The sequence below is a fragment of the Sphingobacterium sp. UBA5996 genome, assembly GCF_002429765.1.
Taxonomy (GTDB): domain Bacteria; phylum Bacteroidota; class Bacteroidia; order Sphingobacteriales; family Sphingobacteriaceae; genus Sphingobacterium.
The window spans coordinates 60,975-79,977 of record NZ_DJAS01000003.1 but is presented as its reverse complement, the minus strand read 5'-3'; the positions used below and the strand labels follow the sequence as shown (position 1 = coordinate 79,977).

Below are 19,003 nucleotides of genomic sequence, written 5' to 3'. Positions count from 1 at the left end.
AGATTCCTTTTGCGTTCATTTACGATAAAATAAATAGCATCAGGTCTAAATATCTATGGAATTATTGTCTCACAGAATTCGCAATAAATTAGCTAAATCGCTTTTGCTTTTGTTGTAAAAATTTTTTGGTTTCCCAATTTTGGTTTTTTAATTGTCTATAAATTTTTGTCTTTCTTTTGGTTATTGTTTCTTGGTTGTAACATGTTATCCAGTTGGAAAGATAACATTTTATTTTTATTGGAGGAAGATTTTTAAAAAAAAATCTTCCTCCAATACCGCACTTTTAGATATTTCCTTTTTTCATTTCGCTGATCGCATAATCGACAGCCCGTGCCGAAAATGCCATATACGTCAATGAAGGATTTTGTGTTGATGTAGACGTCATACTGGCACCATCAGTGACAAATACATTTTTCACCGCATGCATTTGATTCCATTTGTTCAATACCGAAGTCTTCGGATCGTGTCCCATACGTGCACCGCCCATTTCATGAATATCCAAACCTGGAGCCTGCCAGTGTGTATCCGGACGAATATTTGTGAAGCCAGCATCTGTAAACATTTCCGTCATGACAGCGATGTAATCATTTTTCATTTTTTCATCGTTCTCATCATAATCGACAGCAATTTTTAATAGCGGAATGCCCCAGTCATCTTTTTTACTACTGTCTAATGAAACCATCCCCGATTCTTTTGGTATGGTTTCACCCATCATGTGAGATCCCACCTGCCACACACCTAATTTGGGATTTAACAAATTACTTTTCAGATCAAGTCCTAAACCCGAACGATCGGACTGTTTACCGCGCGAAGCTCCGAATCCGGCAGCATACCCCCTTAAAAAGTCGGTCTCCTGTTTATGCAAGTTCCTGAAACGTGGAATATATCCCCCACCCGCGGGATTCCGCCCTTCGGTTTTAAAATCCAACAGTCCTTCATATTCTGCATAGATACGAGCACTATAATTATGAAAGGCGACGTATTTGCCTAAAACGCCACTATCGTTACCCAAACCATTTGGAAAGCGGTTGGACTTAGAATTCAATAAGATCAAATTTGTATTAATTGCCGCCGCATTGACAAAAATCAGCTTAGCATAAAAATCAATCTCTTCTTTTGTATTGGTATCAATCACACGTACGCCCACGGCTTTTCCTTTTTGTTCATCATACAGGATGGAGTGAACTACAGAAAATGGTCGTAAGGTCATATTTCCGGTCTTTGCGGCCCAAGGAATTGTCGTGGCATTCGAACTGAAATATCCACCAAAAGGGCATCCGCGCTGGCAAAGTACCCGATTTTGACACTGTACGCGTCCCTGCTCGATGTGAATGGGATTGGGTTTAGAGAGATGTGCACAGCGTGCTGAAATCACCTTGCGTTCCGGAAATCTCTTTTGAACGCTTTCTTTAAAATACTTTTCAACAATATTTAAGGGGTACCCGGGCAGAAACTCACCATCTGGCAATTCTGGAAGTCCATCGTGGTTTCCAGCAATACCGGCAAATTTTTCGACGTAACTGTACCAAGGTGCTAAATCGGCGTAACGTATCGGCCAATCTACAGCAAAACCATCTCTGGCAGGGCCTTCGAAATCAAAGTCAGACCAACGTTGTGTCTGTCTCGCCCATAATAGCGATTTACCGCCCACCTGGTATCCCCTGATCCAGTCGAAAGGTTTCTCCTGAATATACGGGTGCTCTTTGTCCTTCACAAAAAAATGTGCTGAATCTTCATGAAATGCATAACATTTGCTGACGACTGGATTTTCTTCCTTTACTTTGAAAGGCATTTCGTTCCGATGCTCAAACTCCCAGGGCATCATATTGGTGGTTGGGTAATCTTTAATATGCTGAACATCACGTCCACGTTCCAACACCAATGTTTTTAACCCCTTCTCGCACAACTCTTTCGCGGACCATCCCCCGCTAATTCCAGAACCGATTACAATAGCATCGTAGGTCCTGTTTTTTTCACTGTCAATATTTAAGTTTGCCATGTGCTATTTACGCCTTAACTTTTACCTCACCATTATACGGACCCGGAATAAGTCTATAGATCACCTTATTCTTCATCACATATTCTGAGTTCATATACCCCTGAATTGCACGTGATTTGAAAGTTTCAAAAAAAGCCTTCTCGTCGGTTTGGTCTTTTAACGCCATCAATGTGGCCGCAGTCTCTGGACCATTTGCTAAATTTAACCGCTTCTTCAATGCGTTGAAACCTGCAACAAATTTAGCCTGATTTTCTGGCGACTCACAATCGTCCACCATTTTGATGACAAAAAGATGCAGATTCAGATCCTTTCCTCCCGGTGTATCCGATTTGGGAATCAATACGTCGGCGAGATTGCCCAAAAACTGCTCATCCTCCGCCGAAATCTTCAGCTTATTCAATACAATGGATGCACCACCATCATTCAGACAGGACGACAAGATTGTCAGTCCGCCTGCTACAATGAAAAATTGCTTTATCGCGGTTCTTCGGTTCATAATCAGAATTCCATTTACAATTCGGTAATATTACGTATATCCAAATAAAAATACAAATGCTAAAACGATTAAATTATCCGGCAATCCTTAAATCCATTGTGATAACAGCGCTTTTGCTTCAGATAAGTTTTCCACAATGTTATCCACAGCTGTTAGTCTAGCACGTTCTACCTCCTGTTTCGTCACCGCAATCAACCGCATACCCGCGCCCAAAGCCGATTTGCTTCCAGTTATCGTATCCTCAATAGCCACACAACTATCCGCTGCTAAGTTTAAGTTCGTCAATGCCAAACGGTATGGCTCCGGATTAGGCTTGGGAAATTCGACGCACTCACGGGTAACGAAAAATTCAAAATAATCCAAAAGCCCATGTTTACCCAAAACCGTATCTACCGTACTGCGGAAACTGGAGGTGACAAGTCCGATATGAATGCCGCTCTCTTTCAAAAACGTTAAGATTTCCCGGGCATCCGGCATCAATTCTATGTCGCTCATGTTGGAATCGGCATAAGCTGCACGTGTACGCTTCCACATATATTCTTCCGTCGTATCGTAGCCGTAGTCATCGACCAATCGCTTGACATTATGTGCTAAAGTATGCCCTGCAAAATCACGAATCCAATCTTCGTAGCTGATCACTAAATTAAATTCATCCTTTAATATCGGCGCCCAATTTTTGAAATAGAAATATTCCGAATCAATCAACGTTCCGTCTAGGTCAAATAACACTGCCTTAATTTTATCCATAGTGTTAAAGATACACAAGTAGGCTGAAAAATCCTATTAAATGACACCGCAATAGGTCGAATTGGAGAGTACACCTTGATAGGTATCCCAAAAACCGATGTAGACATGATAATCAAATTTGTCCATTTTAAATCTCGGGATCTCAACCGTACATTCACCCTGCCATGCATCCGCGATAGCCATTTTGAGATCCCCCTCCCTATCCAAACTGACCAAGGCCAAATTTAATTTAAAAGTGCTATCCCTGTATTTCGGATTCGGTATCCAGTGTAATTTCAGCAGATCATCCTCCCATCGAGCCTCAACACCTTCGGGTGACATGAGCTCCCCGACAAATACCTGCACTTTTTCCATATTAATAACAGGTCTATTTTCGACATCCAAATCAATCGCGTTTTTGAGAATCTGCTGTTGTGCAAGCTGAAATTTCCCAAGCCCCGATTTTTTAGATTCTTCAAATTGATACCCAAAGTTCACAATAGGCTTTATCCAACCACAAAACTTACCGGCCAATTTCATTTTTTCACGATGTGTCAATTGCGCGTGAGTTGGAGGTTTGGAACTCTTTCTACGTGAACCGCGTATCACCCATTTGCCATTGAGGTTATAACCATAGACTGAGCCCACTTTACCACGAAAACCACCATTCGGACCATCTTCTAATATTGCCATTTTTAAACCTTTTTATTGTAATGCTATAATCTATTTTACAGCCTAACAAATAATAGCCATCAATGTTTGACTTAGTTTAGTAATAAATTAGAATTTAGATAGGTTTAAGTTAGGTTTTAATTAGGCTATACCTAAACAAACCCTAACTAAACCCTAAACAAACCCTAACTAAACCCTATGCAAATAGACCATTTGACTTAGTGGATAATATAGGTTGTTTATCATCATTTTTGGATAAGGTTTGGACATTTACTAAGTTTGTTGAAGTGAGCTATACAGAAGGAATACCGCTTAACAGAGATATGCGATGGACGTCGAGCTTAAGTGTTCGCTAAGAAATCTAAAAGCTTCATCGCCTTAAAAATTTATATCATGAAAATAATTGCTATCGGTCGCAATTACATCGACCACGCTAAAGAACTCAATAATCCAGTCCCTGAAACTCCCATTATATTTTTAAAACCTGATACTGCGGTGTTAAAGGATAACAAAGATTTCTATTATCCTGAATTTTCAAAAAATATCCAGTTTGAAACCGAAGTCGTCCTTCGGATATGTAAGGAAGGAAAACATGTGACACCAAAATTTGCATCAACTTATTTCGATGCTGTCGGCCTGGGGATTGACTTTACCGCCAGGGATGTACAGCAAGAATTAAAAGCAAAAAGCCTTCCCTGGGAATTGGCAAAAGCATTTGACCATTCGGCAGTCATCAGCAACTTGATTCCTAAAGAAGAATTTGCGGAAGTAAATTCGATTGATTTCTCCCTGCAGCAAAATGGGCAAACAGTTCAACAGGGAAATACCAAGGACATGATATTTTCCTACGAAGATCTGATTGTCTACACCTCCAAATTTATTACCCTACGCAAAGGTGACCTCATTTACACCGGAACTCCAGTTGGTGTCGGATCTGTAGCCATCGGCGATTTATTGGAAGGTTTCATTGGCGAACAGAAGATGTTTAGCTGTAAAATCAAATAGCTGGGAAATAGCATGATAAAAAAAACGACAGCAATGCTCTCCCTGCTGGCCTGCATGACAGGTCTAATCAAGGGACAAGATATTATCAAAAGCCGCAATTATCCACAGAATTATTTTGTCCGCCCGATGGATATTCCTCCGCAGGCTTCGGGATCGTTTGGCGAATTGCGCGCGACGCATTTTCATGGCGGAGACGATTACCGTACACAACAACGTATAAATATACCTGTACACGCGGCAGCAGAAGGTTTTGTATCCCGTGTACGGGTACAAATTGGTGGTGGGGGCAATTATGTTTACATTGATCATCCGAATGGTTATACTTCTGTGTACATGCACCTCGAAAGTTTCAATTCGGATCTTGCGAAAATCGTCAAAGATGAGCAGTACAAACAAAAACGTTTTGATGTCGATGTATTTCTCAAACCCAACCAAGTTCCTGTAAGAAAAGGTGAATTTATTGCCAATTCAGGAAATACCGGTGGTTCAGCTGGCCCACATCTTCATTTCGAGATCCGGGATACAAAAGCACAATTGCCGCTTAATCCGCAATTGTTTGGCCTGTTGTTTCCAGACGGTGTAAAACCGATTATCCGCGGTATGACGGTCTACGATTTAGGTTCCGAAATATTCGACGAAAATACTCCTCGAAGACATCAAACGATCAAGTCGGCCGGCAATGGTACCTATAGCTTAGCGAGTACAGCGCCGATACCTGTGAATGGCACCTTTGGATTAGGAATCAACACCGTTGATAAACGGAGAGGCATCTCCTTTACGTATGGCGTGTATTCGATTGAACTATTTTTGGATAATAAAAACATCAGCACGGTACTGTTCGAATCCATTCCTTTTGATCAGACCCGTGCGATACAGTCCTACGTAGACTACCCTTACTTAAAAAAGTCGGGGGTACGCGTGCAAAAGAGCTTCAAAGATCCAAACAACCCGATCAACATCTTTAAAAACTTGGATAACCTCGGTAAAATAACGTTGAAAGACAATGAGGTCCATGATGTAAAATATGTGGTTAAAGATGTTCAAGGGAATACGAGTGAATTGAATTTTAAGGTACAAAACAATCTGTCGCTGTCAATCAGCCGCCCAACTGCGAAGGGCCTTAAAATGTTTCACTATGCCGACGAAAACAAATATGAAGCCGAGAACGCGCGTATTTACATGGGCAAAAACATCTTGTATGACGACCTTTACTTCAATTATACACAAGGAGCAAAACCAGCAAGGGGTTACTCGGCAATGCACTATATCCACAACGTGTATACACCGGTCTTCGGATACTACAAGCTCATGATCAAACCCGACTACACCCTGTCTGAAAACCTGTATGACAAAGCCTTGATCGTTTCTTCTGATGGCGGTGCACAAGGGGGTAAATATGAGAACGGCTGGGTGGTAGCCAATGTACGCGAATTTGGTGGTTTTTACATCGCTGTCGATACCATTGCACCGAATATCATTGCGCGTAACCTGACTGACGGCAAGAATGTATCTAATCAACGCTCCATCGATTTTACCATCAGCGACAATCTATCGGGTATAGCTACTTTTGACGCTTATATTGATGGGAAATGGGCGTTAATGAAATATGATCCTAAAACAAGACATATCTGGCATGACTTCGAACCAGACCTCAGCAGCGGCAGACACGACTTTAAACTTGAAGTGAAAGACAACAAAGGAAATGTAAAGACATACGAAGCTTCATTTATGAAATAGAGTCCTGATTTTCGGTAATAAATCAGCGGTTTTAAGAGATTAATCGTATCTTAAATGACTAAATACAACGTATTATGGCAACACTAGAAGCAGGACAGAAAGCACCGGATTTCAGTGCAAAAAATCAACATGGCGAGACCGTCCATCTTTCCGATTTTAAAGGGCAAAAAGTTATTTTATATTTTTATCCCAAAGACAATACACCTGGCTGTACGACAGAAGCCTGTAACTTCAGGGACAATTATCAGTCTTTGAAAAAAGATGGTTTTGAGATCATAGGCGTAAGTGTGGACAATGAGGCATCACATCAAAAATTCATCAGTAAACATGAGCTCCCTTTTCAGTTGCTTGTCGATGAAGACATGAAACTCGTCGAGGCTTATGGTGTATGGGTCGAAAAAAATATGTATGGCAAAAAGTATATGGGCACAGCACGTACTACCTTTGTGATTGATGCGGATGGTATTATCCAACATATAATCAAAAAAGTAGATAACAAAAATGCGTCTCAGCAGATCCGCGATTTAGGCGTTTAAAATCTAAATACTTATATCTATATTTGCCACTTATGAGCAAACAGACAGACGACTTTTTCAAAAGTGTAGTATCACACGCGAAGGAATACGGTTTTGTATTTCAATCGAGCGAAATATATGACGGATTAAGTGCCGTCTACGATTATGGTCAATTAGGTTCGGAATTAAAAAACAACCTAAAGACGTATTGGTGGAAATCCATGGTGCAATTGCACGAAAACATTGTTGGTATTGATGCCGCAATTTTCATGCACCCTACGACATGGAAAGCCTCTGGTCATGTTGATGGATTCAACGATCCGATGATCGACAATAAGGATTCAAAAAAACGTTACCGTGCTGATCAATTGATCGAAGATAAAATTGCGCGTTATGAAGCTGATGGTAAAACGACTGAAGCAACAGCACTATTAGAGTCGTTGAATACCGCATTGAATGCAGACGATCTAGCCGCTCTGAAAAGTATTATTGAAGAACATAACATTGTATGCCCAGTCTCAGGGACCAAAAACTGGACTGAAGTACGTCAATTTAATTTGATGTTTGCAACCCAAATGGGTGCTATGGCTGACGGTGCAGATCAAGTGTACCTTCGTCCTGAAACTGCACAGGGTATTTTCGTCAACTTCCTGAACGTACAAAAAACAGGACGCATGAAAATTCCTTTTGGTATTGCCCAAATTGGTAAAGCTTTCCGGAATGAAGTAATCGCACGTCAGTTTATTATGCGTATGCGCGAATTCGAGCAAATGGAAATGCAATTTTTCTGCCGCCCAGGCACGGAACTGGAATGGTACAATAAATGGAAAGAGACTCGCCTGAAATGGCATTTGGCTTTAGGCTTCGATCCTTCCAACTACCGTTACCACGATCACGATAAACTAGCACACTACGCCAATGCGGCTGTTGATATCGAATTCAACTTCCCATTCGGCTTTAAAGAAGTGGAAGGTATTCACTCGCGCACAGATTTTGACCTGAAACAACATCAGGAATTTTCTAAAAAGAAAATGCAATATTTTGATCCGGAGATCAATCAAAACTACATTCCGTATGTGATTGAAACGTCCATTGGATTGGACCGCCTTTTCTTAACTGTATTATGTAACGCCCTGGTAACGGAAGATCTTTCTACGGAAGAAAAACAAGATTCGCGCGTTGTATTGAAATTCCCTCCAGCATTGGCTCCGGTAAAAGCTGCAATTTTACCATTAACCAAAAAAGATGGTTTGCCAGAAAAAGCGCGAGAAATATTGAATACGCTGAAATTGGATTACAATGTTCAGTACGACGAAAAAGATGCTATCGGAAAACGTTATCGTCGTCAGGATGCTATCGGAACGCCGATCTGTATCACAGTTGATTACGATTCTTTGCAAGACAACACTGTCACGATCCGCCACCGGGATACTATGGCACAAGAACGTGTTGCCATTGCCGATCTTGAAAAAATAATAAATGACCTAGCTGGTTGGAATACCATGCTAAAAAAATTAATATAGCCAAAATGCTATAACAGAAAAAAGGTGTCNNGACACCTTTTTTCTGTTATAGATGTAGGGAGGCTAGATGGTAGATGAAAAAAGCTTTACTTAGTATGCTATCACAATATGATCATCCCAACGCTCGTTCTTCAAGATCTGGAAACCCAGTGCTCCATGGGCAGATTCCAACAATTTGCCCTTAAATTGTATTTGAACATTGTTTCGGATTTCGCTACCTAATTCAAATGTACGTAGTAACTGACCTGACCTGAAAACGCGGAACTGATATTTAATGACCTTGTTTTCTAAATAATAGCCCATAAATTGATTGAAAGAAAAACTTTGATTTTCTGCTGTAAAATGTGGGACTATAGTCAACATACTTTTATCGAGCTGATCATTACTTCGTGCTATAAAGGGATAATAATGAAATGCAGGATGAAGCTGCTCCACCTGTATACTATCTATTATACTTAGATCCTCCGTGTCGGTAAATGTCAGTTTAACCTCGCTGTAGATCCGATTTAAGTTCAATACCCGCTCGGTAACACCCTTCACTTCAAAAGTATCCCGACCGGCAAATAACTCTGCAGACTGTTCAGAAAAAGGATTCGTAGCATAGAAGTGTTCAAAATCAGCGGCCTCCGACATCACCAGAGGCAATGTTGAATTTTTGGCAATCAGGCTCAGATAGTAGGTGCCGTTCGGCAATTCTAAATCAAAAGCGTCCTGCGAGTTAAGCACCCCTGAGGTAACCATTGCCTTTGAATGCGCATCGAAAACATGATAGTAAAATTTGCTGGGTAGCGCTTCTGGATTTACTTGACCATAAATCATCAAATTATCCATCTTAAAAGTGCCTGTCGTTGCACTATAACCGGCTCCACCATCTCTATTTCCAGCCAATAGTGAAATTTTCAACCAAAGCTCCTTACTGTACCCTAGGGGTATATCTGCCAAAGAGGTGTTCACGGCGACTTTTCCTGACAACGATAGATTTGAGGGATACTTGATGGTATCTGAGAGCAGCGAAAAATTATTTCCCTTATCCAAAGAGTAACTCAATAAGAGCGCCCTTGGACCTGTGCTTGAGCTATTTGCATCAAATACCCAGCTGCCTATGGAACGAATACCTTGGGTAGGAATTTTAATCAAGATCTCTCTAGCACCTTTGAAACTAATGGCTTTCCCCGTTGTGGGCCAGCCGGCCAGAAAATCATAATCTGTCTTTCCATCGTTGTAATCGATTAAGATACCTTCATCTAGCGCAGCCTCAGGAATGGTGTTGCTGTTGTCAAAGGTCCAATGATACAGTAGTAACTCGTTTTCGGAAGCGGTTTTGCTTAAGGCAGCCCGATTTGTGCTTGTTGCTTGTTTTTTTAGCGGAGTAACAATCGTTTCAAAATCCTTGATCTTGAATTTTACGGCATGAATTGTTTCATTGTTTTCATCGGGAAGTTTTGCATGCTTTTTACACGAAGGCAATGCGGCTAAAACCAGGATGAATACACCCGAAAGAATTCCCCAAGTTGACTTGGATTTTCTTTTCATAAATATAAATGATTTATAAGTTAATTAACCGGCAGAATAAAATTAACTCATAAATTATTTAAATCCAAAATAGTAACCAAAATGTTACAACTCATTTTTGCTTTTTGGGAATACCGCCGCTGATTTACAAAGTTTGGCTGGATTATTCGTACAGTGAAGATCAACGTCATCTTTCACGTTTAATTGCGCTTCCAATGGGACCTGATGCGTGTCTGCCAATTGCGAACGACTCGCTGAAACATCAAACGCGCTAGTCGCGCATGCGGTGTTCCTGCAGGTATTCACTCGGCGAGAGTTTGGTTATTTTTTTGAATACCCGATTAAAATTCACAACATTATTAAATCCCGTCTTAAATGCTATGTTCGAAACGCTTTCCGAAGATTCATCTATCAACATTTTACAGGCGCGTTCAATGCGGATTTCATTGAGAAAAGTAACATAGGTTTTCCGGGTATGCTTTTTAAAATACTTACAGAATGCATGTGGTGTCATGTGTGCTACCGCAGCGATATCTTCCAGGGAAATCTTGTCTCCAAAGTGCTGAAAAGTATATTGGAATATTTCGTTGATCCGCAATCCTTCGGCATCTGAAAACTTCTTTTGTGGGATACCGGTATACAGTGAAGTCCATTGATCTACTTTTTTACTCAAAAAATTAATCAGCTTTACCAACGACAGCAACCGATCGATACCGTCACTTGCATTGATCTGCACAAACTTTTCTTTCAATGCTACAGCATATTCCGCATCCAATTTTTTACTGACATTAATGTGTTCCAAAAAATACTTGACATCATCAAATTCAGGGAAGTCCAAGAATGATCTAAAATGTTCATAGTCGAAAAAAATATGGATGGCATGAATACCATCCTTTACATCCTCTCCCGTTTTGAACATATGCGGTTCATCCGCGTCCACAATATAGATTTCATCCTGCTCGAAACTGTGCGTAAAGTTGCCGATCATAAACGTTCCCCGCCCCTTTAAAATATAGGTCAGCTGGATCTCCTTGTGCCGGTGGTAATTGCTGTAAAATGAAGGCAGGATGTCTTCCTGCACACAAATAGATCCTTGGTAAACTACCGGAACTGTAAATTGAACAACTTTCATTAGGTATAGAAATAACAAATATTAAACAGTTATTTCAAATATAGGGCTTTTTAAGACAATAAACGTTAATTTTTAACAAGAAATTCCCTTACCTTCCCAAGAAACGGTGGCATCGCTGGATCTTCACCGCTCAAAGATAAGATCTGGAGCGTCTCCGGATTAATCCACAAATAGCTTGGTGTGCGGTCTATCCCAAAATTATTTTCCATCATAGCCTGATCGTTGTAGTTTAAAAAGTAACTCTGTTTTCCCAGGGCAAGATCTTTGCTTGCTTTCATCCATTTGTCCAGATCCTTATCCAGCGAAAAGTAAATAACCTTTACCCCTAGGGCATTCAGTTGCGCTTCCTTTGTCCGAAGCATCTTGATATCAGCTTTACTATTGCTATTTGATGCTTTCCAAAATGCGGCAATCAACATTTTTGATTTTGAAACATCTTTCAGGTTCAGCGTATCCCTTTGCACATTCATCGGCGTTATCGATGGGAACACCGGCATATTTTCATAAAAATCTTTCACCTTATCGACCTTTTCCCTGGCAAATTTGAAATAAGGGTGTTTCTGTAGTTCAACATCGAAGCCCTGCAATGCCGCATCAAATTTCTTATAATTTGTCTGGTCGAGCGATACGTACTTAAAAAAATAAGGCAATAGCAAGGAGGAACGGTGGGTACTGTCGAGAATAAAATCGGCATAAAGTGTGCGTGGGTTAAATGCGCCAGTGCCGCTCAACCGCTGTATTTCATCCACCGCTTTTTCATAAGAACCGTCGTTTCTTGCTGCCATCGAAGGCAATTGCCCCTCCAGCTGCTTTATCCGTTGACTTTTATTGGTGCTTTTACTTTTTTCTTCCTGTTCACGCTGTTGATATTTCGCATTGAACTGCATAAAATCTTTAGCATTGGAAGAAGATGTAATCAACGTAAATTTCCCATGTTCTTCGTTCAGCTCGTAGTCGCTTCCAACTTCGAGAACTAACGTGTAAGGTTCCATTCCCTTGATCTGGATATCGTAAAATCCCGCCATAGCCAATTCGCCTTCCAGAACAAATTGTCCATTAGTGACCTCCGTTTTTACAAATTGCTGCAATGTATTGTCGTGATCCACGAGGCTTACCTGCGTCCCATCCGGGGCAGTGGTTTTTCCGGTGATCGTGTAACTGAAACTCTTCGCTATTGCCGCTTTCTTTTCCGATTCTGTGCGTTGGGAACAGCTTGTTGTCCCCAAGGCCAACACAGCTATCAAACACACATAGTTAACGCACTTCATAATCCCTGTAATTTCCATTTTCAAATAGTCGAATCTTTCCTTTTTTTCCTTTAATCTGCAATGCGGAGACTTTCCCATTCTCCCATGTGATATCTACGGTATAATTTCCTCGGGCCTTGAGACCTTTAACTTCCCCTTTTGGCCAAGCTTTGGGTAAGGCAGGCAATAGGTGGATATAACCATTGTGGCTCTGAATGAGCATCTCGGCAATCCCTGCTGCTCCACCAAAATTTCCGTCTATCTGGAAAGGTGGATGCGCGCAGAACAAATTGGGGTAAGTGCCCGCTCCAACACCTTGGTAAGTCGTTTCATTGCGATATGCCGGTTTGAGTAGCTGTCTTAGAATCTCGAGCGCATGATTTCCATCCTGCAGTCTTGCCCAGAACAATATCTTCCAGGCTCTCGACCAGCCTGTTCCTTCATCCCCACGTACAGCGAGCGTCTGACGCGCCGCTTCAGCCCATTCGGGCGTTGTTTGTGGCGATATAAATGCTGCTGGATATAGGCCATATAAATGCGATACGTGCCGATGTTTAGGTTCAACTTCCTCATAATCCTCCAGCCACTCCATCACGCGCCCAGATGCGCTAACGACCACAGGCGGTGGAATATTTTTTAACTTCAATTTGAGGCTATCAACAAAAATGTCTTTCTTTTTAAGAATAGAATCTGCCTGAATCAACGCCTGATACAATTCCCGAACGATCTGGTTATCAATTGTAGGGCCCATCACCACCGCAGCAACTTTCCCATTGGGCATCCGAAACGCATTTTCTGGCGATACCGACGGCGACGTCACCCACCACCCTGTTTTAGGGTCTCGAACAAGCGTGTGATCGTAAAACACGGCAGCTCCTCTTAATATCGGATAAATCTCGCTGAGGTAACTTTTATCACCGGTAAAGAGATAATGTTCCCAAAGATGATTACATAGCCAGCCCGAAGCCGTACTAGCTCCCCAGGAAGCTTGCTCGCCCGGAGCAGAATACCCCCATACATTGGTCATCATATAAACCACCCATCCCGGTGCATTATAGTATGCCTTTGCGGTCTGTTCACCCGTCTTAGCAATACGCTTGATCAGCTCGATAAAAGGCCGATGATATTCCGTCAGGTTGTTGACCTCTACTCCCCAATGATTCATCTGTGCATTGATGTTGAGATGATAGTCACCATTCCAGGGTGTATTGATTTCATTTGCCCATAGGCCCTGCAAATTAGGGGGAAGTGAATTTGTACTTTTCGGAGCAGCACTTGAAATATTCAAATATCTACCAAATTGGTAATAAATCGTTGCCAGATCTGGATCCTGTACTGGATTTTTGTAGAAATTGGCTATCCGTTCATTCGTAGGAATAGTGTCATTGGCTGCATTGCCGAATAGATTAAGTTGTACCCGATTGAACATCTTTTGGTACGCAGCAAGATGGTTGCGGTATATCTTTTGCTCGTCAGCAATTTTTGCCGCTGCCACATTTGCCTTAACAACAGGTAATGGATCCTTTCCATAATAGGAAGTACTTGCGGAAAAATAGATTGTGAGGTTGCCATTTGCCGATACTTCTAAGAATTGATCTTTTTTGCTGATCTGCAGATTTTTACCTTTTACCTGAATTAATCCAACGAAGTTCAGGTTTTTACCACCTTTTCCATCGGGTAATGATCCTTCAATTAGAATTCCATCATTCAGTAGGGTGTAACGGTCGATATTTTCTTGGCGCTGAAACGATAGGTCTACCGTCTGTACTTTATCTTTCGGTTGGTTCAATTGGATAAGTCCAACATTTTTGTCAAAGGAAGTATAATAGGTTCGTTGAAACTGCTGCCCATTGATTTTAAATGAAGTTTGCGCAGACGCTGTCGCTAAGTCTAATGAGCGTTTGTAGTCTTCCACTGTTCCGGCTGGCAATTTATAATCCAGTAACAGGTCGCCGAACAGTTGATAACAGCCATAGGGTACAGTTGCTCCGTTGCCAAATCCAGAACCCTTTCCTTTCGTAACAAAAGTTTCGTTGACCAGCTTTTCGGCCTCATCATTTTTGCCCGCTTTAAGTAGTGCCTGAATGGCGTCGACATTTTTATAGGCCTCATCCTTATTGGGATCCTCAGGGCTACCGGACCACATGCTGATCTCATTGAGTACAATTTTTTCCTGATGGGGATTGCCATCCGGCATCATGCCGATAAGTCCGTTTCCCAGTGGTAAAGTTTCTTCCCAGACTTTAGCGGGCTTATTATACCAAAGTACAAGCGCCTGTTGCTGAGCAAAAAGCATCGTGGTATGACTGGCACATACCACGATGAGCATTAAAATTCTATTTACCATACAATTCAAATTCTGCTATGGCTAATTCGCTGCCTTCTATAAATTGCTTGGGTTCAAATTTGATAAACTTGGTTGCGCTATTGGTATCAAAAAACACCTGTTGTAAAATTGGGTTTGCTTTAATATTAGAGAACTCTCCTTCTTTGGCGACAGTCCATTTTTTACCGTCGGCACTGGTAGATATGCGATACTGTGTTGGTGTGCCAACATGCTTTCCATCTTGACGAGGAAGGAAGCCGATACCAGAAACAGGTTTGTCTGTGGAGACAACAATTACGCCCTGGTCGGCAACTGTAGCGAAAGTATTCGCCTTTCCATCCAACATATAGGCATTGGCATTAGATCTGCCGGTTTTAATCTGAAAACCGCGTAGCTTTTTAACTTCTTCCGTGCGAAATGCAAATGGCTCATCATATTCCTTATACAATCCAAAATCACTAAGCGTAATCGCTACAGGCGCATAAACATGTAGCCTTAATCGACTTGCAGTCTGCGGCTGTTCCAATTTGATCAGGCGGTTTGCACCAATGCTTGTTGCTTTAGCTAAGGGCTTCCAGCTGTTATTTTCCCATTGTTCAACGGAAACACTATCGATACGTTGCCCCAGCTTAATATTCTCCCTTAACTGGATAAGATCAAATTTAGCCGGTGATTGTAATTTAATTTCTAGCGTAGCCGATGTTTTGGCATCGTCTGTTGCCCAATAACTGTAGCGGTCGTCATCGATAATAAACGCTGTACCGTAGGTTTTACCGTCGTCATTACGTGTATTTGATGCTATAATGCTTGCCCCTTTGGCTAGATTTGTACGGAAAGTTTCCTTCACTTTCTTTCCAAAAGCCTGCAACGACTTCACATCGTGCTCATGTAATGTACCGGAAGGCATCGGTGCTAAGCCCAGGTTCATGCAGGCTCCCCTACCTACAGATTTCAGGTAGATTTCAAACAGTTCGTTCGGTGTTTTTACGCGGCTATCTTGCTCCTCATGGTAAAACCATCCGGGGCGTTGAGGCACATCACATTCAGCAGGTATCCAATATTTACCATTACGGTCGCCCGTTTCGGCATTGTGTGATTCTGTTGCACCCGGAACAGCGACTTTTCCGTTTAACCCAATGGGCGTAAAAGTTGCCCATGATGTTTCGGCCGCATATCCTCTTTCATTGCCAACCCAACGCATATCCGGACCGATATCTGAAAAAATCACCGCCTGGGGCTGTAATTTACGTACGATAGGCCAAGTTTTTTCATGCCACTCATAGTAAGTTGTGCGATCGATGATGCGCTTCCCTTCATGTCCACCATAGAAGCCATCCCCACCATTTGCGCCATCATGCCAAGAGGTAAACAATGGACCATAATTGCTCATTAGTTCAGTGAGCTGTTGCCTGTACGCATCGGCATAGGCTGGAGTACCGTAACGTTCATCGTGACGGTCCCAAGCAGAAAGATATACACCAAATTTCATCCCATTCCGGTGGGTCGCCTCCATAAAGTCTTTGACCATATCACCTTTTCCATTTTTCCATGGTGAAGCGGCAATACTGTAAGATGTCGTCTTGGTTGGCCATAAACAGAATCCATCGTGGTGTTTTGCCACACTAATTAGCCCCCGGAAACCACCGGCCGCTGCAGCTTGCGCAATTTGGTTCGCATCAAAAGCCGAAGGATTAAACAACGCAGGCTGTGCATCACCGTAACCCCATTCTTTGTTTTGGAAAGTTGTTGGTGTATAATGGATCAAACAATACGTTTCCATCTCCTGCCACTTTAATTGACGCTCGGTCGGCAAAGCCCCATAAGCTTTTAAAGTATCTGACTTGGCTACAGTTCCGCTGGAAAGTAAAATGGAGGATAACAAGATTGTCAACATAGTCTTTATTTATGTGCTAGAAAATTAGGTTGTAAAGCCCTAAGATAAGAAGTTTTTACAAAATGCTGTATGTAACATTTGCGTACGATTGTAACCCCAAAATCACTTCGCGGATAAAAAGTCTTGAATGTTAATACCGCTAAGCATACCCGACAATCGCTTGGTCCGACTGAAACTGTGGCAATTCAATAGCAACTATGATCCACTGTGAGCAGGCAAACAAGTTTAACATGCAGAAAAATACCCTTGGAAATCTGATGAAAATAAATGATTTCACTACTTAAAAATGTGGATATAAAATTTTCATCTCGTACCTTTACACATCATGAAACAAGATCAATCTAAAATCATACGTGAACAGGTCGATCGTTCTGCACTTCGCGAACATTCGACCCCCTTATACCTTACATCAAGTTTTATCTTCGACAGCGCTGAACAAGGTCGGGCGGTCTTTGCTGGCGAAGAGGATGCGATGATATACTCCCGTTATGCCAACCCAAATACTTCAGAATTCATCAATAAAGTGTGTATTCTGGAAGGTGCAGAAGCAGGCTTATCATTTGCGTCCGGTATGGCGGCCGTATTTGCTTCCTTTGCGGGAATTATTGAAAGTGGAGACCATATCGTTTCTTCACGCGCAATATTCGGGTCTACTCACCAGTTATTTACGGAGCTATTCCCCCGCTGGGGAGTGACCACGACTTATGTGGATGCAGCAAATCCCGAAGAATGGGAAAAAGCGATCCAGCCCAATACAAAAATTATCTTTCTAGAATCTCCCTCTAACCCCGGGTTGGAATTGGTGGATCTGGAATGGTTGGGTAAATTCAAAGAGAAATATCCCCATATTATCCTTTCTATCGACAATTGTTTTGCCACACCTTATCTTCAGAAACCCATTCAGTATGGATTTGACCTGGTTATCCATTCGGCGACGAAGTATATGGATGGGCAAGGCCGTGTTTTGGGTGGGATTGTTGTCGGCAAACAAGCGCTTATCGACAAACTGATGTTCTTCATCCGTCATACAGGTCCGGCGTTATCCCCATTCAATGCCTGGATCATATCAAAAAGTTTGGACACTTTGGGCATCCGTATGGACCGCCATTGTTCCAACGCATTGGCTTTGGCTGAAGCATTGGAAAACCATCCGGAGATTGAAGATGTCAAATATCCATTCTTGCCCAGCCATCCACAATATGAACTGGCCAAGAAACAGATGAAAGCTGGTGGTGGCATTGTAACGTTGGTTGTCAAGGGAGGCTTCGAGCGCGCAAAAGCTTTTGTGGACCAGTTGGAGATGATTTTATACACGTCCAATCTGGGCGACTCAAGATCGATCGCTACGCATCCTGCTTCCACCACACACTCCAAACTATCCGAAGATGAGCGCCTAAATTTAGGCATCAAACCCGGCAGTATCCGTCTATCGGTGGGTTTGGAAGATCAACAAGATATTATTAACGATATCTTGCAGGCTTTGGAGAAAACAAAATAACAGCGAGAAAGCTCCACTTAAAATCAAAAACGCCTTCACTTATTGCGAAGGCGTTTTTGATTCGTTCTGACATCACCTTTAATTCAAGGAAGCGATGGCGGCTGCATAATTGGGCTCGTCTGCAATTTCCGCAACTTGCTCTTCATACAATACCTTTCCGTTTTCATCCAATGTGATGACCACACGGCTCAACAGACCTGCCAAAGGACCATCGGCGATAGTCAATTGATAAGCATCAGAAAAGTTTGAATCTTTATATTCTGATAATGTCACCACATTATTTAAACCTTCTGCTGCACAAAAACGTCCTTGCGCAAAAGGTAAGTCTTTGGATATACACAATACGACCGTGTTATCCAACTGAGAAGCCTCTTGATTAAATGCACGTACAGAAGCAGCACAAGTTCCTGTATCGACACTAGGAAAAATATTTAACACAATTTTTTTTCCTTTAAAGTCTGCAAGAGACTTATCGGAAAGATCGCCTGCAGTTAATTTAAAATCAGGTGCTTGCTCGCCAACCTGAGGTAAACTGCCTTTTGTATTTACTGGAGTGCCTTTAAATGTAATTGTAGCCATATAATTATGATCGTTTAATTTTGTTATCCTTGCACTTAAAGGTACGAGCAAAAAAAATATTACACAACATTTATTAATTTTAGTCAAACATTTATTATGTTAGCATTGTATTTGAAAGAGGAATGTTAACCAAAAATAAACA

General features: G+C 41.8%; 15 protein-coding genes. 5 read left to right on the top strand and 10 right to left on the bottom strand.

Annotated features, from left to right (window positions below):
• Positions 1 to 283 precede the first annotated feature (283 nt).
• The 4 genes from B3E00_RS01675 to B3E00_RS01660 all read right to left on the bottom strand — a co-directional run bounded on the left by B3E00_RS01675 (position 284) and on the right by B3E00_RS01660 (position 3,914).
• Positions 284 to 1,999: a GMC oxidoreductase gene (locus B3E00_RS01675; RefSeq protein WP_293936472.1), complete on the bottom strand. Its 1,716-nt coding sequence runs from the start codon at positions 1,997 to 1,999 to the stop codon at positions 284 to 286.
• A gap of 7 nt (positions 2,000 to 2,006) precedes the next feature.
• On the bottom strand, positions 2,007 to 2,495 hold the full coding sequence (locus B3E00_RS01670) for a gluconate 2-dehydrogenase subunit 3 family protein (protein ID WP_293883973.1): 489 nt from the start codon (positions 2,493 to 2,495) through the stop codon (positions 2,007 to 2,009).
• An 87-nt stretch (positions 2,496 to 2,582) separates the two neighbouring features.
• Positions 2,583 to 3,242, bottom strand: a complete 660-nt coding sequence (locus tag B3E00_RS01665) for an HAD family hydrolase (protein WP_293883975.1) — start codon at positions 3,240 to 3,242, stop codon at positions 2,583 to 2,585.
• A 36-nt stretch (positions 3,243 to 3,278) separates the two neighbouring features.
• Positions 3,279 to 3,914, bottom strand: coding sequence for a DUF6266 family protein (locus B3E00_RS01660; RefSeq protein ID WP_293883977.1), 636 nt, complete (start codon positions 3,912 to 3,914; stop codon positions 3,279 to 3,281).
• A 372-nt stretch (positions 3,915 to 4,286) separates the two neighbouring features.
• Between B3E00_RS01660 and B3E00_RS01655 the strand changes: the two genes are divergently transcribed.
• The 4 genes from B3E00_RS01655 to B3E00_RS01640 all read left to right on the top strand — a co-directional run bounded on the left by B3E00_RS01655 (position 4,287) and on the right by B3E00_RS01640 (position 8,673).
• Positions 4,287 to 4,898 (top strand): fumarylacetoacetate hydrolase family protein, encoded by a 612-nt coding sequence (locus tag B3E00_RS01655; RefSeq protein WP_293883978.1) that lies wholly within the window; start codon positions 4,287 to 4,289, stop codon positions 4,896 to 4,898.
• Between the two features lie 12 nt (positions 4,899 to 4,910).
• Positions 4,911 to 6,635: a M23 family metallopeptidase gene (locus tag B3E00_RS01650; RefSeq protein WP_293883979.1), complete on the top strand. Its 1,725-nt coding sequence runs from the start codon at positions 4,911 to 4,913 to the stop codon at positions 6,633 to 6,635.
• 74 nt (positions 6,636 to 6,709) lie between these two features.
• Positions 6,710 to 7,171, top strand: a complete 462-nt coding sequence (gene bcp / locus B3E00_RS01645) for a thioredoxin-dependent thiol peroxidase (protein ID WP_293883980.1) — start codon at positions 6,710 to 6,712, stop codon at positions 7,169 to 7,171.
• A gap of 32 nt (positions 7,172 to 7,203) precedes the next feature.
• Positions 7,204 to 8,673 (top strand): glycine--tRNA ligase, encoded by a 1,470-nt coding sequence (locus B3E00_RS01640; protein WP_293883981.1) that lies wholly within the window; start codon positions 7,204 to 7,206, stop codon positions 8,671 to 8,673.
• A 90-nt stretch (positions 8,674 to 8,763) separates the two neighbouring features.
• Here B3E00_RS01640 and B3E00_RS01635 read toward each other — a convergent pair whose 3' ends face one another.
• From B3E00_RS01635 to B3E00_RS01615, 5 genes are all read right to left on the bottom strand, one after another.
• Positions 8,764 to 10,206 (bottom strand): hypothetical protein, encoded by a 1,443-nt coding sequence (locus tag B3E00_RS01635; protein WP_293883983.1) that lies wholly within the window; start codon positions 10,204 to 10,206, stop codon positions 8,764 to 8,766.
• Between the two features lie 250 nt (positions 10,207 to 10,456).
• Positions 10,457 to 11,317: a helix-turn-helix domain-containing protein gene (locus B3E00_RS01630; protein ID WP_209578144.1), complete on the bottom strand. Its 861-nt coding sequence runs from the start codon at positions 11,315 to 11,317 to the stop codon at positions 10,457 to 10,459.
• 65 nt (positions 11,318 to 11,382) lie between these two features.
• Positions 11,383 to 12,585, bottom strand: a complete 1,203-nt coding sequence (locus B3E00_RS01625) for a DUF4369 domain-containing protein (RefSeq protein ID WP_293936469.1) — start codon at positions 12,583 to 12,585, stop codon at positions 11,383 to 11,385.
• The gene (locus tag B3E00_RS01620) at positions 12,572 to 14,911 is read right to left on the bottom strand and encodes a glycoside hydrolase family 95 protein (RefSeq protein ID WP_293936466.1); all 2,340 of its coding nucleotides are present in this window, start codon (positions 14,909 to 14,911) and stop codon (positions 12,572 to 12,574) included. The genes B3E00_RS01625 and B3E00_RS01620 overlap by 14 nt, the downstream gene beginning before the upstream one ends.
• Entirely contained in the window at positions 14,901 to 16,784 is a 1,884-nt protein-coding gene (locus B3E00_RS01615) for an alpha-L-fucosidase (protein WP_293936464.1), read from the bottom strand. The genes B3E00_RS01620 and B3E00_RS01615 overlap by 11 nt, the downstream gene beginning before the upstream one ends.
• 325 nt (positions 16,785 to 17,109) lie before the next feature.
• Between B3E00_RS01615 and B3E00_RS01610 the strand changes: the two genes are divergently transcribed.
• Positions 17,110 to 18,282, top strand: a complete 1,173-nt coding sequence (locus B3E00_RS01610) for a trans-sulfuration enzyme family protein (RefSeq protein ID WP_209578140.1) — start codon at positions 17,110 to 17,112, stop codon at positions 18,280 to 18,282.
• Positions 18,283 to 18,360: 78 nt separating this feature from the next.
• On the opposite strand, the gene tpx is transcribed toward B3E00_RS01610, so the two are convergent.
• The gene (gene tpx, locus B3E00_RS01605; RefSeq protein ID WP_293883993.1) at positions 18,361 to 18,861 is read right to left on the bottom strand and encodes a thiol peroxidase; all 501 of its coding nucleotides are present in this window, start codon (positions 18,859 to 18,861) and stop codon (positions 18,361 to 18,363) included.
• Positions 18,862 to 19,003 lie beyond the last annotated feature (142 nt).